This window comes from Mesorhizobium delmotii (assembly GCF_900149755.1).
GTDB classification, from domain to species: domain Bacteria; phylum Pseudomonadota; class Alphaproteobacteria; order Rhizobiales; family Rhizobiaceae; genus Mesorhizobium; species Mesorhizobium delmotii.
On sequence record NZ_FUIG01000019.1, the window covers coordinates 1 to 25,930 of the forward strand.

At 57.6% G+C, this 25,930-nt stretch carries 20 protein-coding genes and 1 pseudogene; 10 read left to right on the plus strand and 11 right to left on the minus strand.

All coding sequences use genetic code 11. The features are described from left to right. Window positions 1–269, plus strand: a 269-nt coding sequence (locus BQ8482_RS38635) for a hypothetical protein (protein WP_208867627.1), incomplete at its 5' end; no start/stop codon positions are given. After that, entirely contained in the window at window positions 266–682 is a 417-nt protein-coding gene (locus BQ8482_RS10875) for a hypothetical protein (protein ID WP_133254741.1), read from the plus strand. The genes BQ8482_RS38635 and BQ8482_RS10875, both read left to right, overlap by 4 nt. Window positions 683–1,013: 331 nt before the next feature. Here BQ8482_RS10875 and BQ8482_RS10885 read toward each other — a convergent pair whose 3' ends face one another. The 9 genes and pseudogenes from BQ8482_RS10885 to BQ8482_RS40540 form a co-directional block, all read right to left on the minus strand. Beyond that, window positions 1,014–2,147, minus strand: coding sequence for a serine hydrolase domain-containing protein (locus BQ8482_RS10885; RefSeq protein ID WP_123147638.1), 1,134 nt, complete (start codon window positions 2,145–2,147; stop codon window positions 1,014–1,016). 841 nt (window positions 2,148–2,988) lie between these two features. Continuing rightward, on the minus strand, window positions 2,989–3,987 hold the full coding sequence (locus BQ8482_RS10895; protein WP_123147639.1) for an alpha/beta fold hydrolase: 999 nt from the start codon (window positions 3,985–3,987) through the stop codon (window positions 2,989–2,991). Window positions 3,988–4,285: 298 nt separating this feature from the next. After that, a complete protein-coding gene (locus BQ8482_RS10900; RefSeq protein ID WP_123147640.1) occupies window positions 4,286–5,287 on the minus strand; it encodes an ABC transporter ATP-binding protein in 1,002 nt (333 codons plus the stop codon). Then, the gene (locus BQ8482_RS10905; RefSeq protein ID WP_123147641.1) at window positions 5,280–6,287 is read right to left on the minus strand and encodes an ABC transporter ATP-binding protein; all 1,008 of its coding nucleotides are present in this window, start codon (window positions 6,285–6,287) and stop codon (window positions 5,280–5,282) included. The genes BQ8482_RS10900 and BQ8482_RS10905 overlap by 8 nt, the downstream gene beginning before the upstream one ends. After that, entirely contained in the window at window positions 6,284–7,216 is a 933-nt protein-coding gene (locus BQ8482_RS10910; protein ID WP_123147642.1) for an ABC transporter permease, read from the minus strand. Before BQ8482_RS10910 ends, BQ8482_RS10905 begins: the two co-directional genes overlap by 4 nt. After that, window positions 7,213–8,214, minus strand: a complete 1,002-nt coding sequence (locus BQ8482_RS10915; RefSeq protein WP_208867629.1) for an ABC transporter permease — start codon at window positions 8,212–8,214, stop codon at window positions 7,213–7,215. Before BQ8482_RS10915 ends, BQ8482_RS10910 begins: the two co-directional genes overlap by 4 nt. Further along, entirely contained in the window at window positions 8,214–9,872 is a 1,659-nt protein-coding gene (locus BQ8482_RS10920) for an ABC transporter substrate-binding protein (protein WP_123147643.1), read from the minus strand. The genes BQ8482_RS10915 and BQ8482_RS10920 overlap by 1 nt, the downstream gene beginning before the upstream one ends. Before the next feature lie 304 nt (window positions 9,873–10,176). After that, window positions 10,177–10,799, minus strand: a pseudogene (locus BQ8482_RS10925) (IS701 family transposase); the annotation flags it as partial. A 182-nt stretch (window positions 10,800–10,981) separates the two neighbouring features. Beyond that, entirely contained in the window at window positions 10,982–11,377 is a 396-nt protein-coding gene (locus BQ8482_RS40540) for an amidohydrolase family protein (protein WP_123147644.1), read from the minus strand. 311 nt (window positions 11,378–11,688) lie between these two features. On the opposite strand from BQ8482_RS40540, the gene BQ8482_RS10940 reads away from it, so the two are divergent. The 6 genes from BQ8482_RS10940 (at window position 11,689) to BQ8482_RS10965 (ending at window position 20,381) form a co-directional block, all read left to right on the plus strand. Then, window positions 11,689–12,819 (plus strand): quaternary amine ABC transporter ATP-binding protein, encoded by a 1,131-nt coding sequence (locus BQ8482_RS10940; protein WP_244602733.1) that lies wholly within the window; start codon window positions 11,689–11,691, stop codon window positions 12,817–12,819. A gap of 1 nt (window position 12,820) precedes the next feature. Further along, entirely contained in the window at window positions 12,821–14,332 is a 1,512-nt protein-coding gene (locus tag BQ8482_RS10945) for an ABC transporter permease (RefSeq protein ID WP_123147646.1), read from the plus strand. Beyond that, window positions 14,329–15,294, plus strand: a complete 966-nt coding sequence (locus tag BQ8482_RS10950) for a glycine betaine ABC transporter substrate-binding protein (protein WP_123147647.1) — start codon at window positions 14,329–14,331, stop codon at window positions 15,292–15,294. Before BQ8482_RS10945 ends, BQ8482_RS10950 begins: the two co-directional genes overlap by 4 nt. A 29-nt stretch (window positions 15,295–15,323) precedes the next feature. After that, complete coding sequence (locus tag BQ8482_RS10955) at window positions 15,324–16,505, plus strand: M24 family metallopeptidase (protein WP_123147648.1); 1,182 nt, start codon at window positions 15,324–15,326, stop codon at window positions 16,503–16,505. A gap of 236 nt (window positions 16,506–16,741) precedes the next feature. Further along, window positions 16,742–17,212, plus strand: coding sequence for an Lrp/AsnC family transcriptional regulator (locus BQ8482_RS10960; RefSeq protein WP_123147649.1), 471 nt, complete (start codon window positions 16,742–16,744; stop codon window positions 17,210–17,212). A 694-nt stretch (window positions 17,213–17,906) separates the two neighbouring features. Beyond that, window positions 17,907–20,381 (plus strand): GcvT family protein, encoded by a 2,475-nt coding sequence (locus BQ8482_RS10965; protein ID WP_123147650.1) that lies wholly within the window; start codon window positions 17,907–17,909, stop codon window positions 20,379–20,381. A gap of 614 nt (window positions 20,382–20,995) precedes the next feature. On the opposite strand, the gene BQ8482_RS10970 is transcribed toward BQ8482_RS10965, so the two are convergent. Beyond that, window positions 20,996–22,177, minus strand: coding sequence for a M20 family metallopeptidase (locus BQ8482_RS10970; RefSeq protein ID WP_123147651.1), 1,182 nt, complete (start codon window positions 22,175–22,177; stop codon window positions 20,996–20,998). 263 nt (window positions 22,178–22,440) lie between these two features. Here BQ8482_RS10970 and eutB point away from each other — a divergent pair, with 263 nt between their 5' ends. Beyond that, window positions 22,441–23,427 carry a hydroxyectoine utilization dehydratase EutB gene (gene eutB, locus BQ8482_RS10975; RefSeq protein ID WP_123147652.1) on the plus strand — a complete coding sequence of 329 codons (987 nt, stop codon included), beginning with the start codon at window positions 22,441–22,443 and terminating at the stop codon, window positions 23,425–23,427. After that, window positions 23,427–24,419: an ectoine utilization protein EutC gene (eutC, locus tag BQ8482_RS10980; protein ID WP_123147653.1), complete on the plus strand. Its 993-nt coding sequence runs from the start codon at window positions 23,427–23,429 to the stop codon at window positions 24,417–24,419. Before eutB ends, eutC begins: the two co-directional genes overlap by 1 nt. Before the next feature lie 489 nt (window positions 24,420–24,908). Here eutC and BQ8482_RS10990 read toward each other — a convergent pair whose 3' ends face one another. Then, window positions 24,909–25,895, minus strand: a complete 987-nt coding sequence (locus tag BQ8482_RS10990; RefSeq protein ID WP_123147655.1) for a GlxA family transcriptional regulator — start codon at window positions 25,893–25,895, stop codon at window positions 24,909–24,911. Between the last annotated feature and the right edge of the window lie 35 nt (window positions 25,896–25,930).

The window sequence follows — 25,930 nt, forward strand, 5'->3', positions numbered from 1 at the left end:
CCGGAATCATTGGAATACGCACCCAAACAGATGCAGCTTCCGGAGATCGGCGCAAAGAGTTGGTCATCAGCATCGATACGGCGCACGTTCGTAGCGCTGATCAACATTCGGCGCGAAATTTCGAGCTCGTCGTGGCCAGATGCGGACGCGGGGACGGGGCGAAAGGGGCGGTCGCTATTTCGTCACCGGCAGCACCGACCAGCAGGCAATCCGCGATCGTGCTCTTCACTCTCTCCAGGAAGTCGGATGTCGCGGCTTTGGGGATGTGACGGTGATCTCGGACGGGGCAGAAATCCTAAAGCGGCTGCCCCGTGCCATGCCGAAACCAACGACCCACATCATTGACTGGTTTCATATTGCCATGAAGATCCAGCCCATGCAGCAGATCGCCGATCACATCGTACGATCCCGATCAGGCCCCTTTGAAGCGCTTCCAACCATCGACAGGGACATCAGAGCCGTGAAGTGGCGTCTGTGGCATGGGCCGGTCGGTCTCGCGATCCGCGACCTGGAGCAACTTCTAGCAAGACTGAAGGAAGGCGCGTTCTCGATCGCACGGCTTCACGGCCTCGGGGAGCAGCTCCTGACCTATGTCCGTTCGAACCGCGGCGCGATCGTCAACTATGGAAAGCGCTCCGGGCCGGGCTTCGCGTCGCCACCACTCTCGCCGAGTCGGCGGTGAATTCAGTCGTTGGGAAACGTATGGTCAAGAAGCAGCAGATGCGCTGGTCGCTTCACGGTGCGCATATGCTCATGCAGGTCCGGGCGGCGGAGATCAATGGCGAACTTCGCAACCGGCTGCGGGCGGCGCCTTTCCGACACCCAGAACTGAACGCGCCTCCAATATTCAAGCCCAAACCGCCTCTTCTACGCGCCGCCTGACCCCAGAGAAATTACCGGTCTCACACCGGCAGCCTTAGCTGCCCGAAGGTTGGGCTAACGCGGGGAGGATGGCGTTATCCAGGGGAGAAAATTTCGTGAGTTGTGCCGAAGCGGGGGACGATACCAAATGATCATTTAGCAGCGAGATCGGCCATCATCTTCACCAGGGGGCCGCTGAAGTCGGGGTCGGAGGCGCTCTTGTTCTCCAGAACGCTGAAGTAGACGACGACGGTGCCGGTATCAGGGTTCGCGAGCATAAACTGCCCGCCGTAGCCGCCGTGGCCAAGCCAGGTGCCGTCAGTGAACGTTTGGCGGCTATAGCGCATCCAGTCACGCGGCTTCGGCCAGGCAGGTCCGGGATTGCGGCGCGTCTCTTCGATGAAGGCGGCATCGCCCACACGGCGCCCGTCGATGCCCTCGCCCTTGCGAGCGAACAGCAGGCCATAGCGCGCAAGGTCGCGGGCGGAGAGGCAGGCGCCGCCGCAGACCAGCGGCACACCCTCGCGGTCGCAGGTGATATGGAAGCATCCCTCGAGGCCCGCCGCCTCGACGATCTCGATCAGCCAGTCGCGCAACGCCAGGCCGCTGGCGCGCTCGATAATCCAGCCGAGCACATCGCTGTTAGGTGACTTATACAAGACCTCTCCGGTGCGATTCGCCAGGTCACCGCCGGTGATGCCGCAAATGAAGGAGCGGGTCGTCTCTTCTTTTTGACCCTCCCGCGGCAGCCGAAAGCCGGTGGCGGATTCCCAGTTGTAGATCGTCGCGTAGGGGTCGCTGAGATCCTCGCTGAAGTCGTTGGCGACATTCATGTCTGCGACCGCCTTGATGGTCGCCTCGGCGTAGCCCGTGCCGATCTCCGGCAGGTAAGTGCCTACTCGCTCGTCGAGATTGACTAGGCCCTCGGCCACCGCGCGGCCGAGCATCAGGTTGAGCGTCGTCTTGGTGATTGACATGATGGGATGCGGCCTGTCGGGCCCAAAGTCCGGCGCATAGGCTTCGTAAAGGATGCGATCATCGCGCACCACGACGAAGGCCGAGAAATGAGGCATGGCAAGATAGCGTGCGACCTCGGGCCGCTCGCCGATTGTCCAGTCGACCTCCTTCCTGAGCGGCAGGACTCTAGGGGCGCGCATCGAAAAGGCATAGCGCAGCGTGGTGTGGAGGTTGTGAAAGCCGTGGCGGCGGTGGTCAGGCAGGTTCCAGCGCGGCTTGTTATCGAACAAGATGACGAGGTCGGGATTGACGACAGAGGAGGGCGTCATATGCGGGCCTTTCCAAGTAGGGGTTGTTCATTTGACTCATGTAGAGTGTACGATGCATGTTCTTTCAGCGACCTGATAGCCGATCCAGCGCTGACGCCGAAATCTTGTAGGCTTCGGGCCGCAGAAAATTGCGGCCGTTTGAGGGCGTTTCAAGCAGACGGGCCGCAGTATGCTGCGTTGGTGGCGAATAGAACCCCAACATCAGAGCCTCTCCGCCGAGCGGCGCAGGCTGGCTCCCCTATCAGGCGTCGGTGGTCGCACTGCCACGCCCAGAAAGCTGAGGCGTGCCTCAACGGCAATCACAGTCGGAACGTCCATGCTCACGAGAATGAGAAGCGGCCGAAGACACTGGGCAGGACATGCACCGCGAGAATACGCGTCGTCCGCGCCCCCAAACTGCGCTCCGCGGCGACGTCCTCGCTGCTGCGCAGCGCCCCCTGGATGGCCAACCCTTTGTAAGTGGTCGAGAATACTATAAGATCTCCCACTACCACCTCAGCAAGCCCTCCAAAACGCTTGTTTCTATGGATCGGGCAAGGTCGTAGCTGCGGTTCTCTTGCTCGAGTGAATATGTCGTCACGTTATCTTCCTTGATACCAGGTGCGCAGTCGGAGAGCAGAATTGAGTTGCTGACACGACGGTCCCGCCATCTATTGGTTGGGCGCCAACGTAAGCTGAGCCGGCTTAGAAAAATGGCTTCGCGAACTCAGAGGGTGCAAAGCCTGTTATTTCGGGAGCACCAGAATACGCTCGGATGGCGCACAGGTTTCGGGAGATATGAAAGATAAGCAACCGTTCAATCCTTCATTGCAATGTAGCCGCTGAAGGCGAGCGTTATACTTTAAGCTCCTGGCCGAAAATGTGGGGTTGCGGGACGGGACTGAAGCTCCTCCTGCACCAGCCATGCAAAAATGTGGGGAATGAGTTGGCTCAAGTTGTGACCGAAGTGGGGAATGAGATCCAAAGTCGAATTCGGGATCTGAGCGTGCATCCATTCGACATCGCGCCGAGTCACCCAAAGATCCTCAAGACCATAAACGATTCGCGTAGGAACCGTTACAGAATCGACATCGAACCCCCATGGAGCTAACCACGATTGCATATCATCAACGTAAGCATCTTCCTCGGAATAGAGGGGTTCAGGCAACGCGAGTTGTTGAGCAATCTTGTCCCGGAATGGGGCGTGCAAGCGTGCGACACGGCGGTCGTTCTCAGTAAGAAATTGCTTCTCGATTTCCGGATCACGAAAATGGGGGTACCAACGCCTATAAAATGCACGCGACCCCTCGGGGCCTTTTCGCGCCTCAAGGATCTCCTGCCGCACAAGAGGCGAAAGCTTGTCCAGATGTTCGGACGCTCCCGAAACGAAGTCTGGTGCATTGGCGCCGCTACACAGAAGTCGCGAAATCCGCTTCGGCAGCAATGCCGCAGTGGCAAGCGCGTGCATTCCGCCCGCAGAATGGCCGTACACCGCTGCAGTATCGACTGATAGATGATCGAGGATGGCTTCCACAATCGGGACTATATCGCAAACCTTACGACCGGGCTGCGGGGTTGAGCCCCCGTAGCCTTGACGATCGAACGTAACGAGCCGGCAGAAGAGTGCGCCGTTGGCCACGTAGTTCGTAACGTGGCTAAGCCCCGTGCTAGGGGCCCCATGAATCGCAACGACGAGCGGACCGTCAGGCGGTCCAACCTCGTAGGCGCGGACGGTCCTGCCATGTTCCATTTGGACCTCGAAGACGCGTGGGGTCAGAAAGTTGTCGATGATCGATGGTTTCTCTGCTGCTTCTGCAGACTGTGATGCTCCGGATGCATCAGTATGATGTTGTTGGCTCATGATTGTTTCTACCTCTTGGTTGTTTAGAGCAGGCCGGCTATGCAGCTCAGAGATATCTGGCTACAGCCGGATGATGATAGTCTTGGAACGTTTCGGTGATATCGCATAGTTTTACTACGAACAGTGGTGGTCTTGGCCCAACAAATGACCAATTCTATGCTCACGCAGACGGGATTGACCTAGGCAGTTTGTTGGAGACTGAACGCATTCCGCAGCAGACGCGTCACCAGCAGAATGAAACTTTCTCCTAGCTGGAGATATACCTTTTGGCTGGCAGTCTAGCACCACTGGGCCGCGCTTATTTCGCCAGCCAGCAGGCTGACATGTGCCGCGGTCCCACTTCGATGGCCGGCGGCTCCTCTTGCTTACAGCGGTCGAAGGCGAGTGGACAACGTGGATGGAAACGACAGCCCTTCGGCACGCGTGCGGCGCTTGGAACCTCACCTTGCAGGGCCGGCAGCTCGGCGCGACCTACGTTGCCGCCAATTTGCGGGGTCGCGTTACGCAAGGCGACGGTATACGGATGGCGAGGGTTGAATGTGATCTCGTCGGCGCTACCGATCTCAACCAATTTTCCAAGATACAAGACCGCAATCCTGTCGGCGATCAACCAGGCGAGCGGCAGGTCGTGCGTGATGAACAGCAGCGCCATATTGTACTTGTCGCGTAGGTCAACCAGCACCTGAAGAATCTGTGCGCGTATCGAGACATCGAGCATCGACACAGGTTCGTCGGCAACGATGAGCTCCGGCCTGACGGCAAGTGCTCCGGCAATCACGACCCGCTGACGCTGCCCGCCAGACAGTTCATGCGGGAAGCGGGCGAAGAAATCGCCGGGAGGATTAAGCCCAGCGGACGCAAGTGCTTCGCTCACTCGCTGTGCGAGCTGTTTGCCATTCTCGACCAGCCGCAGGGAACGCAACGGCTCCGCCACGATATCGAACACGGTGTGTCGCGGGTTGAGTGCCTGGTACGCGTCCTGGAAGATCATCTGCACGCGATGCCGGTAAGGACGCAATGCCGAGGAGCCTCGCTCCGCGGTCATGTCGCGGCCTTCGAACAATAGCTTGCCGCCTGTCGGCTGGGCAAGCTTGGTGATGACGCGGCCCACCGTGGTCTTGCCGCTTCCCGATTCCCCGACCAGGGCGACGATCTCGCCCCGTCCGATGGTGAGGTCGATGCCGTCCACCGCGCGTACGGCGCCACCTGGTCGGCCCAAGGCACGGTCGAACAACCCGCCCTGGATAGGAAAATGGACCTGCAGGCTCTCAAGGCTCAGGATGTCGGTGGTGTCAGGCATGGACTGCAACCTTGTCTTCTTGCGAGGACCGGTGAAGGTGACAGGCGACCCGTCCCCGCCCGAACTTGTCGAGGCTGGGGACTTCGGTCGCACAAACCCCCATGGCCGACGGGCAACGTGGATGGAAGGCGCAGCCTGATGGCCGATTCACCAGGTTGGGCGGATCACCGGGAATGGGCCGGATCATCTTCTTGCCGCTCGCTGGGTTCGGGATCGAGTCGATCAGCAGGCGGGTGTAGGGATGTTTGGGCCGGGCGAAGATCTCAGCAACTGTTCCGTCCTCGACGATCCGGCCGGAATACATGATCATGACGCGGTCACAAGCCTCAGCCACCACGGAAAGATCGTGGGTGATCAAAATGAGGGCAAGGTTAAGTCGCGATCGCAACTCACCCAGCAGTTTGAGGATCTGAGCCTGGGTGATGACATCCAGTGCCGTGGTCGGCTCATCGCCAATGACGATCGACGGGCGACATGCCAGCGCCATGGCAATCATCACCCTTTGACGCATGCCCCCCGACAACTCGTGCGGATAGGCGGAACCGCGATCCGCCGGGATGCCGACGAGTTCGAGCAGTTCCCGTGCCCGCGCGGTCGCCTCGCCGCGCGACATGCCAAGCTTCAGCATACATGGCTCGGCGATCTGCTTGATGATGCGGTGAACAGGATTAAGCGCATTCATCGCGCCCTGGAAGACTACGGATGTTTCGCTCCAGCGATGTGGCCGCATCGCCGCATCGTCGTCGATCGGCAGTCGCTCTCCGCGATAGCGGACCTCGCCCTCGCTGACACGCGCGTTGGATGATAGCAGACCCGCAATCGCCATAGCAGTCGTGGTCTTGCCACTGCCCGATTCTCCGACGAGGCCAACGGCCTCTCCGGCCCGGAGCGCGAAGCTCACGCGGTCGATCGCACGCGATGAAACGCCCTTGAGCCCATAGTCAACAGAGAGCCCGCTAACTTCCAGAAGCGGACCCTTCTCCTGGGAGGAGTTTGTCATGGAATAACCCTCCGCCGTGGATTGAACGTGTCGTCGAGGGCATTGCCGATCAGGACGAAGCTAAGGGAAACTGTGAGCACGCAAAGACCGGGTGCGCCGAGATCCCACCAAGCTCCAGCACTGGCGGCTCCGGCGCGCTGCGCCAGCGAAAGCAAAGTGCCCCATGAAGGCTGCAACGGATCGCCAAGTCCGAGGAACGAGAGGGACGTTTCGACATAGATTGCGCCGGAGACGACGAGCGCACCATTGGCTGCGATTTGCGGCACGAGATTGGGGAGAATGTGCCGCACCATAATGCTGAAATTGCTGCTGCCCACAACACGTGCGCGATCAATGAATGTTCGCTCTTTAAGCGACAGGGTCTGACTGCGAACGATCCGCGCGACGAACGCCCAGCTTGTCATGCCGATAACGACAAGGATCACGAAAAGAGAAGGACGAAAGCCTAGAATGTCTCCACCGCGCCCCATCACCTCGAGAACCACGGGGGTGATGACCAGTGCCAGCACGAAGGACGGCATGACGAAAAAGAAATCCGTCAGGCGCATCAGCCAGACGTCAACCCTGCCACCGTAGTAGCCCGCGGTGATACCAACCGTAGTGCCGACGACGAGGCTGATGACGGTCGCCAGCAGCGCGATCGTGAGCGAGATCCGGGCACCATGCACGACCAGATTGAGCACGTCTCGCCCCACCTCATCGGTCCCCAGCAGATGCTCGCCTGACGGGGGTACGAGGAAATCGCCCGTTGCGTTGATTGCAGTCTGGAGCGGTCCCACCAGGGTATTTGGTACCGCAGCGAGCACAAGAAAGAAGACCAGGCATACGAGGCCCACCTGAGCCCCACCGTGGCCAAGAAATTGGCGCAGAAAGCCTTTTATCGCTCGCGCCCGGCGTCGCGGGGAATATTGAATGATACTTTCGCTCATTGTCTGACTCGCGGATCAAGAAGGCCGTAAGCAACATCTGCGGCCAGGTTTGCGACCACGACCGATGCACCTAGCAAGAGGAATATGCCCTGAAGGACTGGGTAGTCCCGCGCATTAAGCGCCTCCACCGTCAGTCCGCCGATCCCCGGCCAGGCGAATACGGCTTCGACGGTGATGGCACCCGCCACCATGTACCCAAGGTTGAGCGTCACAAGCGTCACGACCGGCAGCATGGCGTTTCGGAAGGCATGGCGCATCAGCATCTGGCGGCTGGTCAGCCCCTTGGCTCGGGCGGTCACCATGTAATCCTCGGTCACGACATCGCTCATGGCGGCACGAGCGACCACGACGTATTGGCCGATCAGGCCAAGCGCCAGCGCGGTGACCGGAAGCGCGAGATGCCGCAGGTAATCCAGCGACAAGTCAAGGGAACCGAGGGCAGCGCCAGCCGAATATGCACCATAGCCCGGAAACCAACCCAACTCCGTGCTGAAGATCACAACCAGGATCATGCCGAGCCAGAAAGCCGGCGTAGAATAGAGCGCTAGGGACGCGCCCGTGGCGATGTGGTCGACGGCTCCTCCTCTGCGCCAACCCGCATACAATCCAAGCATGACTCCGCACAGGATGGCAATGATCTGAGCTAGACCGACCAGGGCGATTGTGGCCGGCAAGCGCTCCAAAATCAGGTCAGCGACACGCCGGCCCCTAAACTTGAAGCTGTAGCCAAAATCGCCATGGAGAGTTGCCGACAAATAGTCGATCATCTGGTCCGGGAACAGCGGCCGGTCGAGGCCCCAGTTGTGGCGCTGCGCCTCCATCTGCTCGGCGGTCACGCTGATGCGCGCCCCGCCAAGCAGAAGCGATGCAGGGTCGCCAGGAATGACTCTAAACAGGATGAAGTTTAGCGTCGCCACCATCAGAAGCGTCATGGCCGCCCTGAAGAGGATGCGGCCGATGCGCCGACTCGCCCGGCCTGTGTCTATAGCGCTAGCCATCAGACCGGCTTCACCCGATCGAACGGATAGTAGGTCCACAGCGAGTTCTGCGTCCCCCAGCCCTCGAAGCAATCTTTGCGATGGGCGTCGAGCACGAAGGGGTAACACAGGATTATATAGGGCGCCTCGGTGTAAATGAGGCGCGCCGCCTGATCGACCAGCTCCTGGCTCTTCTTGAGGTCAGCGGTGACGTCGATTTCGGACAGGAGCTTCTCGAATTTGTCGTTCTTCCAGTACGCTCTGTTGTCCTGGCCGCTGCCACTACCCATGCTGAGCAAGTCGTGAGCCGAGGGAGATAGCCAACTCGCTTTTACAAGCAGATCCCAACCTCCGCCGCCCTTCGCCGGCGCTGCACTGCGGGCGCTGAGCGCGCCGGAATCGAACTGGGTCACCGATACGGGAATGCCAATTTGCCCGAGCCAGCCTTCGATGAATTGCACCTGCGCAATTGGCATCTCAAGGATACCCGAGGTAGATCCGGTAATCAGCTCTAGCTGGAAGCCCTTTCCTTCCTTGTCCTCCCGGATGCCGTCACCGTTAGTGTCCCTATAACCGGCTGCATCCAGCCGCCGCGCTGCCTCCTCCAGATCAAAGTGGCGCCTGATATCACTTAGGTCCGAGTAGTAGTCGGTCGCCGCCGGCATAACTATTCCCACGCCTAGGTCGGCGTGCCCTTGGTAGGCGCGATCGACGATGGCCTTCTGGTCTATCGCGTAGCCGATCGCATCGCGAAACGCCGGATCCTGCAGCGCCTTGGTGCTGCCTGCCCCCTCCCCGGATGCGGTGTTGAAGGCCAGATAATTCCGCTGCTCGACGCGCGCTTGATCGACCACAATTTCGGGATCCTTCGAGAGGTCGGCCCACTGGGCGGCCGTCAGGCTGACGCCATAATCGAGACTTCCGCTTTTTAGACCTTGAGCGATGGGATCGGCCGCTTGGAATAAGTTGAGGATCATGCCGGCCGTTGCCGGCTGCCCCGTGCGGAAGTGCTTGTTCGGAGTCATGCGCACGAACTGACCCTGCTGAAACTCGGAGATGATCATTGGCCCGGTGCCCACCAGAGGTGGATCGTTGCGGAAGGCGCTGCGTGCGTCAGCGTAACTGATATCCTTCCAGATGTGCTCGGGAACAATCATTGTCCAGTTGTCGAGTGGCCAGCGGGTGGGCTTCTTGGTCACGATTTGCAAAGTCTCATCGTCGAGGGCCGTGATCGACTCGACGTTTTGCAAGCCGTCGGTATTGTTCCAGCCGACGTTCAGCTCCTCGGGCTTTCCGATAGAGCCACGGAGATAGTTGTAGGTGAATGCGGCGTCTCTGGCCGTTGCAGGCTGGCCGTCCGACCACTTCAGGTTAGGCCATATCTTGAACGTCCAGGTAAGGTTGTCGTCTGCAACGGACCACTCTTTGGCAATCCCCTTCCGATCGGGATGACGTTGCGCGTCTACACCGACCAGAAAGTCATATGTGAAGACCGTCGGCAAGAACGAGCTCCAGGTTGCAAACGGGTTCATCGAGTCGGGGGCGAAGATTCCGCCGACGCGCACGATATGATCGTCGCACGATGAGGCCAACGCAGTTGAACTCATAATCCATGGCGCTGCCGATCCTAACAGCATCGCCTTGATGACCGCACGGCGGTTGAGTGACCCTTCGTCCATCTTGTATCTCCTCCCATTCTGATTTGCTTTCTCCGCATGCAGATGCGAAGCATTCCGGTACATCGCCTAAGCGATGACAGGGCCGTCCCCGATTTTCTTACTTTAAGGAATGTGTGGCGATCTCCGAATTGGCAAACATAGAATCTATATCGCGCCTATCTAGTTCTCTCTTACTGTCAGGTGAGTGCCTCGTGGTTGACTCTTGATCGGGCAACCCGTCAAGTACAGCCAGTTTAATGCCTGCAGGACGGCGATTTGTGCGTTGTCCACCCTTAATTCGATTAAAAAAAGCGTTATAAAGGTGCTATTTGCTTTTTTTCTCTGTTCTGCTGTTCGTCCGACGTTGAGTGCAACGGCTAAGTTCCTCCTTTGTCGTTACACCGACCCGTAGCCCCGCTGCTTTGAGGCGGCGGGGGAGGAAGGCGTAGGCGATCATGGTCATCAAGGCGTGTCGGTGTAATCCGGTCCAGAATCGACCTTCGAAGTGGCCGAGCTCCTCCTTGAGCTGCTGACGCGCCTGTTCACAGACCCATCTGGCTGCGATCGTGGCGGCAAGCATTTTGAGGCTGGCATCGGCTGGTAAGTTCGAAACATAGTATTTTTGCTCGCCAGTCGACCGGCGTTCGCCGACGAGCCAGACCTCGTCGCCCGGCATGCACTGCATACCGATTATCGAGCATGCGGTCCTTATGACCATCCGCAACGTGGACGCGGCGGGCTGCGAAGAGACATGTCAGCCGACCTTTGGTGCCGCACCGCCGCTGACCCTTTGCCATTTCCCTCTGGCCAACAACGCTTCAGCAGTGACCGGGGGCTGATTAGGGATGTGGTATTTGCGGGCTTTCCGGCCTTCGCGGCGGGGAAGATCAGGGCAACCCCCGCGGAATAGTCGTTCTGGCGTCGCGACAGCCCCACCGTCCATAGCAGATAGGCCCGCAAACCCGCCGCATAGGTGGTCATGAGAGAGACCCAGTTCCTCGTCCCCCCCCCCGGGTCTGCAGAAAGCCGAGCACCCTCATCGGCGCTCAGGACGCCCGTACGCGATCTGCTCTGGCAGATCGGGGCGAACCAGCGTCACGCCGTAAAAGAACGCAAGGCACACACCATCTCTATGACAGAGTGGGCATCCTGAATGGCGCAGCGGGGAGATAACGTCCCTCGCCGCGCGACCGCAGCACCTTGCCGTCTTGCATCGCCAGTTCGCCACGCACGAACGTCATCTGCGGCCAGCCCTGAACGGTCATCCCCTCGTAGGGGCTGTAGTCGTTCGCATGGTTGAAGTCGGAGTTCCGTACAACCCGGACCTCCCCGGGGTCCCAAACCACCAGATCGGCGTCGGCGCCGATGGCGATGCTGCCCTTGCGGGGCGCGAGGCCGAACAGGCGAGCGGGATTGCTGGCCGTGATGGCGACGAATTTCTCGAGGCTGATGCTACCTACGGGATGCAGACAGGGCCGTTCTGCGGGTCGGCCAGTGCCATCTTGGTGATGCGCCCGTCGCTGGATAGCGTCAAGATCTTCAGATCGATCGGGTCAAGTTTAGCAGCGGTTAACATCATCCACATCTCCTGACTCACAGGCCAGCGCCCACGGCTTCCAATTGGCGTTTGTGGCCCTAGTCCTGCTTGCTCGCTAGCGCCCCGTCGAGTACTTCAACGTCTAACCATTTCCCATATCCTCGCACCCAGACAGGCGAGGCCAAGCGGCGATTTTATGCGCCACCACGCGGGTTAGCAGCATAAATCTTGCGAAATACGCGCAAGAATGGCGCGCCTTGCTTAATATACTGACAACCAATAAGGGGAACAAAACGGAACATGAGTAATTCAGCTGATGCCATGGACAGCCGAAGACCCGCTTCGGCTTTTGAGAAAGGTCAGCTGCGAGTTGGCAACGAACCGGGCGTCGACCAGGGCGAGCCAGTGGTATCCTGTTCCAACGTGTGGAAGATTTTCGGCACCCGCGCGCCGGAGGCTATGGCGGCTATCTTGGATGAAGGCCTCGGTAAGGACGAGGTTCTCGCGCGCTTCGGGTGTGTCGTCGCGGTCAAAGACGTAAGTTTTTCGATCAAGAAGGGCGAAATCCTTGCAATCATGGGCCTCTCCGGCAGTGGCAAGTCGACGCTCGCCAGACATGTGAACCGTCTCATCGAAGCGACAACCGGGATAATTCGCCTCAATGGCGTTGACATTTCCAAGGTTACGAGTGCGGAGCTCCGCTCAATTCGCTCCAAGCAGGTCGGGATGGTCTTCCAGGATTTTGCCCTCCTGCCCCACCGGACAGTCAGGGACAACGTCGCCTTTGGCCTCGAACTGCAAGGCGTGTCAAAGCGTCAGCGCTGGGCAAACGCTCAGGCCGCAATCGAACAGATGGACCTCAAGGGGTGGGAAGACCGGGTTCCCTCCGAACTCTCTGGCGGTATGCGCCAGCGCGTGGGGATAGCGCGAGCTCTGGCTGCCGACCCATCAGTCTTGCTGATGGATGAGCCGTTTGGAGCACTTGATCCGCTGATCCGCCGGGACCTGCAGGACCAATTCCTGGCGCTCTCACGCGACCTCGGAAAAACCACTCTGTTCATCACGCACGACCTCGAGGAAGCCTTCCATCTGGGTGACCGTATCGCGATTATGAAAGACGGTGCGATCGTCCAACTCGGAACGGCGGCAGACATCATTACCTCGCCGGCTGATGCCTATGTTGCGGACTTTGTCCGCGGCATCTCGCGCGTTCCCATCCTTACCGCACGCCACGTGATGACCCCGGCAAATCCTACTCAGCCCCCCCACGCTGCAAACGCACCCGTCGCCGCACTGGAAACGCCTCTGGCGGAGTTGATCGCCACAGGCGCAAGAACCCACTCCGACATTGCAATCGTGGATCAATCCGGACGCACGGTCGGAATGGTGACAATAGAGACGATGCTGTCCGCAATGAAGGAAGTCCGCTGACATGACAAGGTCATACAGGGACCAGGACTGGTCGAGTTCAATCGCCGAATTCACGGGCGTCAATAGCGGCTACTACCAAGATAAATTTGCGGACATCTTTGAGGGAGGCCGCGCCAGACTCAGACCCAATTGGGCAGCCGCAATTATAGGTCCATTGTGGGCTGCCTCACGTGGTTTGTTCGGGGCGTTCCTCGTCGCAGGGCTGGTCGAGATTGCCTTGGTCATAGGCATTGTCTTCCTGAGCACCGGTGGCCTCAGCGTCGACAACATGGCGCGTGCACAGTCCCTTGAAAAACTGAGTGAAGCGCGCCTCGTCCAGGCGAATGACGAGCGCCAGAAGGGGCACGAGGCAGTGGCGAACCAGATGCAGGAGCTTTCGAAGTCGCTCGCTCAGTCAGCGACGAACGAAAGAGCAGTTGCCAACGACAAGGCTCGGGCCGCCACGATGCTAGTCGTCTCAACTATCGCAGGCTTGCTGGGTTTGCGGGCGATTTTTGCCGTGACAGGAGATTGGCTCTATTCGCGCCAGTACATGCGCTGGCGGCGGGACCGAGCCACGCCGTCAAGACGCAGCTATCAGCGTGTCATGGCCTGTGGGCTCTTGTTAGTCATTATCTACGTCGTCGCACTTTTCGGCGCCAAAGTACCACAACTCGCCAGTACGCTGGCAATCCAGTCGAACACCTCAGAGCTTGCAGGTATTACAGCAACTGCGCTCGACCAATTTTTTACCTCGATAACACAATCGGGCCGGTCGATCTTTGACGCGATCACAGGAAGCATCTCGGCACTAGTCGCCTCGGTGGAAAGCCTTCTCCAAGGACTTCCGTGGATTTGTACGGTCCTGGTCGTTGTCTTTGCTGCATGGCTGCTTGCGGGCTCTGGAACCGCCGCGTTCACCGCGGCAGGATTGGTTTACCTGGCTCTTTTCGGTTTTTGGCAGAAGAGCATGGTTACGATCGCGCTTTTGGGAACGGCGGCTGTGTTGGCGCTCAGCATAGGCATTCCATTGGGAATTCTCTGCGGCAAGAGCCCAAGGGCGTACCGCATATTCCGGCCTGTCCTCGACCTCATGCAGACGATGCCTGCATTCATCTATCTGGTGCCCATCATCGCGTTCTTTGGCATCGGTAAGACCCCGGGGGTCTTGGCCACGATTATCTTTGGAATGCCGCCGGTAGCGCGCCTCACAGCTCTGGGTCTTCAGCAGGTACCGCTTAGCATCAGGGAAGCGGCGGTCGCGTTCGGCGCGACCCCTTGGCAGAGTCTGGTGAAGGTCGAGTTGCCGCTCGCCATGCCGTCGATCATGGCAGGGATCAACCAGACGATCTTGATGTGTTTATCGATGGTCGTGATTGCTTCGCTCATTGGCGCCGGCGGCCTGGGCGAGGATGTTCTGCAGGCACTGCAATTCGCGTCCGTCGGACAAGGTTTCTTGGTGGGGGCGGCAGTACTGATCTGCGCCATCATCTTGGATAGGCTCATACAGGGGAAAAGGAGTAATAACCAATGAAGATCAAGCTTTCGATACTCGCGCTTGCCGTCGCAATGGGGTTGGCCGCGCCGGCAGCTGCCCAGGAGCAAATCAAGATCGCATCCTCCAACTGGCCGTCGCTTCAGGCGATGTCCAGTGTGCTGAAGGAAATAACCGAAAAATACTTCGGCGCGTCTGCCGAGGTGGTCAACAGTACTCTGCCCATCATCATGGCATCGATGGATAAAGGGGAAATCGATATTCTCCCAGAAATCTGGTCGCCGAACCACGACAGTCTGATCAACACTTATGTCAAGGAAAAGCAAACCGTCAAACTGGGCAGTATGACGTTCAAATCAATTTCCGGGATGTGCACCACCCGTCACACGCAGGAGAAATTCGGCGTGAAGTCGATCTATGATCTGTCACGTCCCGAGATCGCAGACGTATTCAAGTCGGCTGCAGGCGGCAAGCCCAAACTTTGGGTCGGTCCTGCCGGCTGGAGCTCTTCAAAAACCGAGCTTATCCGTGCCAGAGACTACGGATACGCCGACCTCTTTGAACTGACGACCGTCGAGGAAAGCCTTGCGATTGTCGACTTGGAACAGGCGATAAGAGCCGGCACGCCATGGATAGGCATCTGCTACACCCCTCACCCGACCTTCTCCCGCAAGGAGGTAGTGATGCTCGACGAGCCGCCGCATGACCCGGCGAAGTGGAAGGTTGTGCAGCCCGACCAGAACCCGAACTGGCTTGCGATGTCATCGTCGACGACCGCCTGGGCTCCCATCTCGGTCAACATCGCGTATGCCAAGGAGCTGGAAGCAAAGGATCCGAAACTGGTCGCACTCCTCAACAACATCACGCTTGATCCGGCTGAAATCGCTCAGTGGATCGATGCGGTTGGCACCAAGAAGATCGATCCCGACACCTTCGCGAAGGACTGGGTCTCAAAAAACGATGCAAAGATTCTCGGCTGGATGGCAGGCAAAGCCCAATAGGCACTAGAGTCAGAAAGTTGAGGAGTCACATGTCATATGTAATCCCATTCGACGCGGATGAGTACGAGGCGCGCCTTCTAAAGGTCAAGGAAAGGATGGAAGGTGCTGGAATAGACCTTCTACTCTGTACCGACCCCGCGAACATTAATTACCTAACGGGTCTTGATGCGCTCTCGTTCTATGTGCCCCAGGTCCTCCTGGTGCACAAAGACGAAGTTGCACCGCTCTGGTTCGGTCGCATGATGGACACATCGTCCCTCAAGGTTACCACCCGACTGCCCGAGAAGAATTTGTTGCCGTACCCAGAAACTATGCTGCATCAGCAGCACGTCCATCCCTTCCAGTTGCTAAGCCAGCACATCCAAACTCGCGGGTGGGCCAACCAAACAATAGGGGTCGAAATGGACGTCGACTACTACACTGCCCGATGCCATCAGACTCTTGTGGCGGGGTTGCCCAACGCCAAGGTCGTCGACAACCGTCGTCTCGTAAACTGGGTTCGGCTGGCTAAATCGCCAGCAGAACTCCGTTACATGCGGGAGGCCGGGAAAATCACCACCGTCGCCATGCAGGATGCTATCGACAACCTGCTGGCCGGAAAAAAGAGCTATGAGGTAGCAGCTGACATCCTCCATACATCGGTCATGGGGACCGATGGGCTCTACGGGGACTCTCCTGCGGCATTTCCATTTGTGATGGTTGGTGAGAATGCCCACGCCTGCCATCTGTACTGGACTGATCGGGACATGCCCGAGAACGAAATGGTGGTTGTGGAACTGGCGGGCGTCCGCAAACGGTATCACAGCCCGCTTGCTCGAACGATCCTTCTGGGTAAATTGACTGACGAGCCGCACCGACTTGCCGATATCATCATCGAAGGTGTCGATCGGGCACTTGAGGCTGCGAAACCGGGTGTGACGTGTGGCGAGGTCGAGAACATCTGGCAGGATGTCCTGCGAAAGAACAATCTTACAAAGGACAGCCGTGTTGGCTATCCAGTTGGGATTGCCTACCCGCCGGACTGGGGTGAGAAGACAGCCAACATCCAGAATGGTGATAAGACTGTCCTGGAAGCGGGGATGTGCTTCCACTTCCAGTCAGGCCTTTGGCTAGAAAAGCAGGGTATTGCGCTCTCGGAGACGTTTGCAGTCGCCGAAAACGGAGGTGAACGCCTGGCCCAAGTCCCACATCGCCTGTTTTATCAACATTGAAAATGCCGGCCGCACCGTCGTGCGCTTTACAACGGTGCGCCCCCAGTCCAGACGTGAGATTTGCATGGTTTCCAAGCCCCCGCCGGAACGTCTAGGTGTGGAAATCGGCAGTGGGCATCAGACAACCCCCAGGCGACGAATGCGGTGGTCCGCTATTATCTGGAGGTGTTGGCAGACAGTACAGGCTCCGGTTAAAACTGGCCGGGTTCACTGTTCAGTTTCGTCGGAGGCAACCTGTGAGCACTGAAGACATCGACGATTACGACAGGAAGATCCTCGAGATCATCCAGGTCGACGCCGAACTCCCGGCCTCGACGATCGCCGAAGTGGTGAACCTGTCGGCGTCGGCGGTCCAGCGCCGAATCAAACGTCTGAAAGACTTAGGGGTTATCGTCGCAACCGTCGCTGTGGTTGACGGCAAAAAGGTCGGCCGCCCACTGGTATTCCTGGCCGCCGTAGAGGTTGAGCGAGAGCGCAAGGACCTTCTTAACCAGCTTAAGAAATGGCTGCTGGGCGAGAGCTATGTACAGCAGGCGTTCTACACAACGGGTGCTTCCGACCTCACCGTGATCATTACGGCGAAAGATGTCGAGGAATATGATCACATCACCCAGATGATGGTGGAGATGAACCCGAACATAAAACGCATAAACACGAGCGTCTGTCTGCAGATTTACAAACGCGGAAGCGTTATCCCAACTGACTGAGTGAAGCCTGCGCCCTTAGCCGGCAAGCACAAATCCGAGTCGCCCATTGCACACTACCAATCTCCTGGGGCAAATTCGCTCGCACTGATCCTGATCGCAATTTGTATGCAACCATGCGGGCTACCTGCTTGTCTTGGTTGGCCGTGTCGACAAACGGCTTGAACCCCAGCGCCGCCGGCCATTTCGCGCGAAACCGGAGGTGAAAAACGTTCCCTTGGGGCCGATGAGGTATTCAGAACCGTCGGGATCATCCTAGGTTCTGGATCCCGCTGATCCAAACGATTTTCGCTTGTGGTGTCCTCGGAAGGCTGATGATGCCGTGCTTGTACCTGCCGATGCGCATGGCATCGACACGGCAAACCGATGAGATCATTACCCCTTCTGGGTCGATTTCCGCAGCGTACAACGGGTCAGGGAATCTCGATCTTGCCAACACTCGTCGCAAGGATTTCAAGTTAACCCACCACGCGATCTAGCCCCCTACCCAGTCTTTAGAACATCTTCTTACATAGTGAGACGGCATCTTAGGGATCGAACACGCCTATTAGCCGCAAAAGTTGGGGACCACTCGCGGCGAAATCGGGCATTCGATGGAAAAAACGCAGAATATGCACGCCGAACACAGATAACTTTGACTAAGTATTGCAGAGAGCGCGGCGGCTTAACACGCCCCTTCCTTTATCGATAGGGTTTCATGACACATTCCCCATTCGTGCGCCCACGCGCTTTGGCAGCCCGTCATCACGAGATAGTCATTCTGGGAGGCGGCATAGCGGGCACCAGCGTTGCGTATCATCTTGCGAAGTTGGGCAAGAAGGATGTCGCGCTCTTGGAGCGGAACACTCTCACTTCGGGCACGACTTGGCATGCGGCCGGCTTGATCATGCAGACACGTGGCACACATTCATTGACCGAAATCGCAAAATACAATGCCGAGCTTTACGATGCCCTTGAGGCCGAAACAGGCCAAGCCACCGGTTTCAAACGCAACGGCACGCTCGGCGTTGCACGGACGAAGGATCGTCTCCACGAAACCGCCCGCAACGCGTCGGTCGCTAAGAGCTTTGGACTTGAAGCCCATATGATCTCCCCGGCGGAGGCGAAGGCGCTTTATCCTGCAATCGACGCTTCGATCATCGAGGGCGCAGTGTTCATCCCCCGGGATGGGCAGACAAACCCCATCGACACCTGCATGGCATTGGCAGCAGGTGCAAAGCAGAATGGGGTCCGCATTTTCGAGAACCAAGAGGTAAGAGACCTTTGGCGGACGCCGAAAGGTCTCTACCAGCTCCAGACCGACCATGGGGTCATAGAGGCGGAAACGCTGGTACTAGCCTGCGGGCTCTGGACGCGTGATTTGGCAGCACGGTTAGGTGCACGCGTCCCGTTGTACGCCGCCGAGCATTTCTACGTGGTCACGGAACCTATGGACTTCATCCGTCCTACGCTCCCGGTCCTGCGGGACACTGATGGTCACGTATACTTAAAGGAGGACGCAGGAAAGCTCCTTATCGGCGCCTTCGAGCCTTGGGGAAAGCCCCTCGCGATGGAGAGCCTGCCCAAGGAGACGGCTTTCATCGAACTTTTGGAAGATTGGGACCATTTCGAACTGCCCATGACCAAGGCTATTGAAATAGTTCCCGGGCTTGCCGATGCGGGAATAGCTAAGTTCTTCAATGGCCCGGAAAGCTTTACTCCAGACCTGCTATTCATGATCGGCGAGGTCCCGGGACTGAACAACCTTTTTGTGTCTGCCGGTTACAACTCCGAAGGCATCGAGTATGGGGCGGGCGCCGGCCGCGCCCTGGCTGAATGGATCGTTGCCAAGTCCCCGCAGATGGACATCAGCTTCGTGGATGTGGCCCGCTTCCACCCCTTCCAGATCAACAAGCGTTACCTGCACGATCGCACGGCAGAAGTACTCGGCTTGCATTACAAGATGCACTGGCCGAGCCATCAACCAGAAACTTCGCGCGGGGTTCGCAAAAGCGCTCTCCATGATCGCTGGGCGAAACTTGGCGCGAGCTTTGGCGAGGGCATGGGCTGGGAGCGTCCAATGTGGTTCGCCGGAGAAGGCCAGCCAACAGATAACGTTTACTCGTACGACGAACCAAACTGGTTCAGACATACTGCCGAGGAGTGCCGCGCTGCACGTGCTGACGCGGTGTTGTTCGACCAAAGTTCCTTCGGCAAGCACCTCATCCAGGGACGGGACGCGTGCCGGTTTCTCCAGTGGCTGTGCGCGGGCAATGTCGACGTCCCGGTCGGCAAACTCGTCTATACGCACATGCTCAACAAGAACGGTGGTATCGAGACCGACATTACCGTCAACCGGCTTTCGGAAACTGAATACCTCATCATATCCTCGGCCACTGTGCATCCGCGCGACACAGCTTGGATCCGCAAGCATATCGACGCGGAGTGGAACGTTACGCTGACGGATGTGACTTCAGCCTATGCGGTGCTATCCCTGCAGGGCCCAAAATCCCGTGACATCCTCTCCAAGGTGACCGACGCCGATCTCTCCAACGAATCGTTCCCTTTTGCCACCAGCCAAGTAATCGATGTCGGCTACGCGCGGGTCATCGCCAACCGCCTGACATATATCGGAGAGCTTGGCTGGGAACTTCATGTTCCTACGGAAATGGCTCAACACGTTTTCGATATCTTATGGGAAGCCGGGGGTGAGAATGGTCTGCGTCCAGCCGGCTACCATGCCTTGGAGCATCTTCGCTCAGAACGAGCTTATCGTGAGTATGAGCTTGACCTCACGCCAGTCGACACCCTGCTCGAAGCCGGACTCGGATTCACAATTGATTGGTCGAAGCCGTGCGGCTTCCAGGGCAAGGACGTCTTGGACGCACAGAAGGCGGCCGGCACACCATGCAAGCGGCTGCTTTCATTTAAGCTGACGGATCCCAGCCCCGTGCTCTTCCGCGAAGAGCTTATCCGACGCAACGGCGATATCGTCGGCTACGTTTCGTCCGGCGTAAAGAGTTTCACGCTCGGGTCTTCGATAGGACTTGGCTATGTCAAACACGCTGACGGTGTAAGCCGAGAATGGATCGACGCGGGAAACTGGCAGATCGAAATCGCTGGCAAGCTGTATGACGCGGACGCTTCGCTCCAGGCCTTTTTCGACCCTAAGGGCTTGAGAACAAAAGTCTGAACAGGCTTTCACGCCCCTTCCATCACGTGAATTTCGCACAGATGCTAGATTTAAGCAGGACTGACGCGTGAAAAGCAAAAACTTGGAATTTTACGGGACCGTTTAGCATTATTGCCGGCATGCACCGCTCGCTCCCGCCGCAAATAAATATAAAGCTGCGCTCGGTTCGGCTTTGCACTATTTAAATTTCCAATCTGAACTAAATCAATTCGCCAAGCCGGTCGCATCAGAAAGCCTAACTCGTGACAGTCCGCATGTCTGTGGCACGCCACCTAGGATGAATTTAACTGTAGCAATAGCTTATTGCCTGCCGACATGTGGTGACTGATCCGCAAGGCCAATGCGATTCGAGATTTGAAAGTTCATTCGCTGAACCGGATCCAATCACTCACGATGCTGATGCCCTCTTGGCGTGGGCGATTCCAAGAGGGGTCGTAGAGAACGCCAAAAAGCTCAAATTTTTGAGTTGGATGCACAGCGTTTGAACTTGGGTATTGATCTCGAACGCGGCAGTCGCGCCATAGACGGCCAGGCTTGTGCACGAAATCTGGGCGGCTATACAACAGAGCGGGTCGGTTAACGTCGAAGCCCTCGAGAGCGGCGAGATCGATAGATCATTTGCGGAGCAACAGCTGACAGTATCGAATAGCCAGTTCAGTTGTCGGTATGAGCAAGTCGTCGGAAGCTCCGAAGGTTGGCGTGTGAAGGCCCGTTTCATAACCGGGTTCCTGACTGCCGAACCAAAAGTATATGGATGGAACGCGGCTGGAATAGTAGCCGAAATCGTCGCTTCCTGAGAGAGCTGGTGGCTCGACGAATTTGGACTCTCCAACCGTTTCAAGAACAAGATCTCGGAACAGCGCGACCATGCCGGCGTCGTTGATAACGGGCGGATCGCCAAGATGGGAGGTAAACACCGCCTCACCTCGATGTGTTGCCGCAATGCCCTCGGCGACCTCGCGAACGCGACGCACGAGATGGGCACGCCGCACCAGGCTAGTGGTGCGTATCGTTCCTGTGAGCAGAACAGACGAACAGATGATATTGCGAGCCTCGCCTCCGTGAACGGTCCCGATGGTAACAATGACCCCGTCATCGCCGGGAAACTCGCGCGATGCCACTTTTTGAACCTCGTTGATGAACGCGGCCGCTATGGCGATGGCATCCACTCCCTCATGAGGCATGGCCCCATGAGCCATCAACCCCTTGAAAGTGACGTCAAACTGGTCAGCTGATTTCGTGGCCGCACCTGGCCGTGCGCCGTAGACACCCGAGGGAATGCTCGGCATGATGTGCATTCCGACGGCCGCATCGAAACCATCGAGGAGCTTTTCCTTTAATACCGACAGACCACCTACCGGTTCCATTTCTTCTGCAGGTTGGAAGAAAACTCGCACTCTGCCGGAAAAATCTGTCCGCATCCGATGGAGAGCAAGCGCTGCTCCCAATGCGATCGAAGTATGCATGTCATGCCCACAGGCATGCATTCTACCAGGGAGCACTGACTGGTACGACAAATCATCACGTTGCTCCTGGATTGGCAGCGCATCAATGTCCCCACGCAATGCCACAGAACGGCAAGGGCCCTCAGCCAATCCTTCAATGTCGATATAGAGGCCGGTTTGATGAAATGCCTTGGACCCCGTTAGACCAAACGCCTCCAAGGCGTCGCGAATTCTCGCTTGGGTCTTCCACTCATTGTTCGAGAGTTCGGGCTCCCGGTGCATCGCGTGACGCATTTCGATCACCGCGTGGCGCTCTTCGGATGAGAGCAGGTTGTTGGTCAAAGCTGTCATTCCATTGGCCTCTGCGCGTAAACGGCATCATTCCGGTCCTATGTTTAGACAAATGGGACACTGTAAGGCCGCATGATCGCCGAACTTTACGCGCGATCTCGGCGTCAAACCCTAGCTTCTCAGTGAAATCCATCGTTGCAGGGTGATATGATACCTGTCGGTCGTATGGGCCAGTCGAGACTGTCCAGCTCGCAGGCAAGTACACCAGTTCACCACCAGCCGCGCTCCAACAGGTCCTTTGCAACGTAAGGAGTATCATACCCTTGATACAACTGCCCGACATAAACGAGGCGCGCCGGCGCATCAGCGATGTGATTGTGAACACCCCCCTGGTTCGCTCCCCAGGGCTTTCCAGCGGGACAGGGGTCGAAGTCTTCCTGAAAATGGAGCACCGACAGAAGACAGGAAGCTTCAAGCTCCGCGGTGCGACGAACGCCATCAGCCACCTTACCGAAGCTGAAAAGATACGCGGCGTCGTGACGGCTTCGACGGGGAATCATGGACGCGCAGTATCGTATGCTGCCACTGCTGCGAAGGTGCGTGCGACGATATGCGTGTCAAGCCTCGTTCATGAAAACAAGATCGCAGAGATTCGAAGGCTAGGCGCAGATCTGCGTATCATAGGCAACTCCTACGACCAAGCCGAACAAGAGGCCGAGCGTCTCGCGGAACACGATCGCATGGTGATGATTCATGCATCAGACAACCCGAGGATTATTGCGGGTCAAGGCACAATCGGTCTCGAGCTTCTCGAAGCATTGCCTAATGTTGCGACGGTTCTCGTGGCCCTCGGTAGCGGAGGGCTCTCCGCTGGCGTCGGGCTTGCAATCTCGAGCTTACGTCCAAGTGCCCGGATACTTGGTGTATCAATGGATCGCGGCGCCGCCATGAAGGCAAGCCTTGAGGCGGGCCATCCGGTTGAGGTTGAGGAATTGCCAAGTTTGGCAGACGCCCTCTGTGGCGGAATAGGCTTGCAAAACAAACTAACCTTCAAGGCATGCCAGAGCCTGCTTGATGACGTTATCCTTGTCAGTGAGGCAGAAATCGCCGCAGGCATCCGATATGCCTACGATCATGAGCATGAAGTGGTCGAGGGTGCGGGAGCCGTAGGCATTTCTGCTCTTCTTGCCGGCAAGGTCACCGCACTAAAGGGCCCCGTCGCGATCATCATCTCAGGCGGCAATATCGATATGCCCCTTCATCGCCGGGTCATGGCCGGCGATCCCACCATTTTCCAGCAGGTCGGCTAATGCAAGAAGTCACGATCCTTACAGAGCAAGTCTTGAGAGGCCTCGTGCCACTGGACCAAAACGCTGTGCAATGCATCGAAGATGCCTTTCACGCGCTTGCCACTAAGCGGGTGGTTATGCCGCCAATCTTGCGACTGGACATACCTGAACATCATGGCGAGGTCGACGTCAAAACGGCTTATGTGAGCGGCCTTGAAAGCTTCGCAGTGAAGATCGGACCTGGCTTTTTTGATAACCCTCGTATCGGACTGCCCAGCACAAGCGGGCTGATGGTGGTTCTTTCCAGCACGACGGGCCTGGTGCAGGCAGTGTTGCTTGACAATGGATACCTGACGGATATCCGGACCGCAGCAGCCGGAGCCGTGGCCGCAAAGCACCTCGCTCGCGACGATGCCTCCATTGCTGCAATTCTTGGAGCCGGCGTCCAGGCGAAACTCCAGTTGCAGGCGCTCGCTCTCGTTCGGCCTATTCGAGAAGCCCGACTGTGGGCGCGCAATATCACAAAGGCAGCAAGCGTCGCAGCAGAGCTTTCGAGTCGGTTAGGTTTCCCTGTTACTGCATATGACGACCCTCGGGTCGCCATTGCCGGATCCGACGTCATCGTGACAACGACTCCGGCGACTCAACCAATCCTGCTTGCCGAGTGGCTCGAACCCGGGCAGCATCTCACTGCCATGGGATCCGATGCAGAACATAAGAATGAAATTGCTCCTGGGGCAATCGCACGCGCCGATGTGTACGTGGCAGACAGCCTGGCACAAACTCGGAAGTTGGGCGAACTCCGTTGCGCGCTTGTAGACAATGTTGTCCCAAAAGGTCAACGCCATGTGGAACTTGGGCAACTCATAGCGCGGTCAGAGGTTGGAAGGACCACAAAAGCTCAGATTACGGTCGCGGATCTGACCGGCACGGGCATTCAAGATACCGCAATTGCAACGCTCGCCTTTCACAGAGCGAAAGCTATAGGTGCGGGTATGGCCCTGTGGAACTGACGCTTTCCGGTCAGCATGGGAAGTGAATGCGAGCCGTTTAACACGCCTCGTAGGTGGCATGTGGCATCCAGTTTGGCGGCATTCGTGGTGGCGTTCTGGGGTGGCTTCACATGTTCGGAAAGCGCTTGCGCAGGTCGATCCACGATCTCGCATTGAAGTGCTTCAGGTAGTTCCTTGAGCCCGCGGCGCGAACCTTCCAATGCTGGCCTGCTTGATTCCGCCGAAGGGTGCCGCTCGCGATGACACGCGTCCCGTGTTGATGCCCACGATGCCACCAGGCCGTACATGCCCAGGACCAACTGCAAGGCTAAACGCTTCATTCAAACGAGCTTGCGCGGATGGCCTACGAGCTACAACAGCTGTCAAGAACGCACCGCCGACCTGCTTCATTGGCCTCACTGATACAATTGCCCTCACAGCAGCTTAGGATCAAAAAACGCCCATCAGTCGCCTCGGATTGGAGAGAGGCAACCTATTGAGGCTCCACATCTACCTGGTTGAAATTGGTTCGCGAAGAGTCCCGGGCGTGACCCCGAAATTCTCTCGAAAAGCTCTTGTGAAATGAGATGCGTTTTCAAATCCAACCTCTATAGCAATATCCAGCAGTGGCGTGTGAGTAGCGATTATGAGTTGCTTTGCCCTCTCGAGCCGCAGCCGTTTGTAGACCAACGCCGGAGAACTTTTGATCGTGTTTGTGAACAGGCGCTCCAGCTGTCTCCGCGATAAACCGACCTCGGCCGCGAGTTCGGAAATGGAAAGCGTTCTATCTATATTGCCATCCATCACAATTAAAGCCGCCTGGACCCGTGGATCGCTGCTTCCAATAGACTCCGGTCTTCGCGGCTGTACATGAATTGCCGGACGTGCTTTGTCGATCTGGAGAACCTCCAAGGCGTTCCGTTCAGCCCTGTGACTAATGTGCCGCCTGACTATCGAGGCAGCCATGTCGGCAGCGCTGCTGCCACCGGCACAGGATCCTCTGGTACGGTCGAGATTGAATATGCGATCCGATCGGACTTGGTGATCCGGAAAACGCTGACGGAATTCTTTGAAGTGCAGCCAACTCACGCAAGTTCGGTGATGCCGCATCAGCCCTGCTTCAGCTAAAATGAACGTGCCCGTGCAGACGCCAATTAGAGGAACCTTCTTGCTCGCAGCATGCTTGAGATAATTAACTGTCACGCTATCGATTGGGGACTCATGCCTTAATAGACCTCCAATCACGACAATATAGTCGAAATTGCTGGGGTCCGTGAAATCCGACGTAGGGGTTACCCGAATACCGCAGCTTGAATCGATCGTATTCCGACAACTCGCCAAGACCTGCCAATCCGCCAACACTCGACCCGATTTGTCGCCGTCGTCGCTAGCCAAACGTAAAGTGTCAACGAACAAAGCAAAAGCGGTAAGCGTGAACGAGCGTGCGAGTATGAAGCCCACCCTCAGCGGTCTGGCTTTTGCGGTTTCTACCAACACCTGGTTTAGCCTCCTCTAGATATGATTGTGTCTGG

What these genes read in the sequence shown, in the direction of transcription:
- BQ8482_RS10950 (WP_123147647.1), top strand. Translation starts at nt 14,329, where the DNA reads ATGAAGATCAAGCTTTCGATACTCGCGCTTGCCGTCGCAATGGGGTTG.
- BQ8482_RS10940 (WP_244602733.1), top strand. Translation starts at nt 11,689, where the DNA reads ATGAGTAATTCAGCTGATGCCATGGACAGCCGAAGACCCGCTTCGGCT.
- BQ8482_RS10965 (WP_123147650.1), top strand. Translation starts at nt 17,907, where the DNA reads ATGACACATTCCCCATTCGTGCGCCCACGCGCTTTGGCAGCCCGTCAT.
- BQ8482_RS10915 (WP_208867629.1), bottom strand. Translation starts at nt 8,214, where the DNA reads ATGGCTAGCGCTATAGACACAGGCCGGGCGAGTCGGCGCATCGGCCGC.
- BQ8482_RS10955 (WP_123147648.1), top strand. Translation starts at nt 15,324, where the DNA reads ATGTCATATGTAATCCCATTCGACGCGGATGAGTACGAGGCGCGCCTT.
- eutC (WP_123147653.1), top strand. Translation starts at nt 23,427, where the DNA reads ATGCAAGAAGTCACGATCCTTACAGAGCAAGTCTTGAGAGGCCTCGTG.
- BQ8482_RS10905 (WP_123147641.1), bottom strand. Translation starts at nt 6,287, where the DNA reads ATGACAAACTCCTCCCAGGAGAAGGGTCCGCTTCTGGAAGTTAGCGGG.
- BQ8482_RS10970 (WP_123147651.1), bottom strand. Translation starts at nt 22,177, where the DNA reads ATGACAGCTTTGACCAACAACCTGCTCTCATCCGAAGAGCGCCACGCG.
- BQ8482_RS10895 (WP_123147639.1), bottom strand. Translation starts at nt 3,987, where the DNA reads ATGAGCCAACAACATCATACTGATGCATCCGGAGCATCACAGTCTGCA.
- BQ8482_RS10920 (WP_123147643.1), bottom strand. Translation starts at nt 9,872, where the DNA reads ATGGACGAAGGGTCACTCAACCGCCGTGCGGTCATCAAGGCGATGCTG.
- BQ8482_RS10945 (WP_123147646.1), top strand. Translation starts at nt 12,821, where the DNA reads ATGACAAGGTCATACAGGGACCAGGACTGGTCGAGTTCAATCGCCGAA.
- BQ8482_RS10900 (WP_123147640.1), bottom strand. Translation starts at nt 5,287, where the DNA reads ATGCCTGACACCACCGACATCCTGAGCCTTGAGAGCCTGCAGGTCCAT.
- BQ8482_RS10910 (WP_123147642.1), bottom strand. Translation starts at nt 7,216, where the DNA reads ATGAGCGAAAGTATCATTCAATATTCCCCGCGACGCCGGGCGCGAGCG.
- BQ8482_RS10885 (WP_123147638.1), bottom strand. Translation starts at nt 2,147, where the DNA reads ATGACGCCCTCCTCTGTCGTCAATCCCGACCTCGTCATCTTGTTCGAT.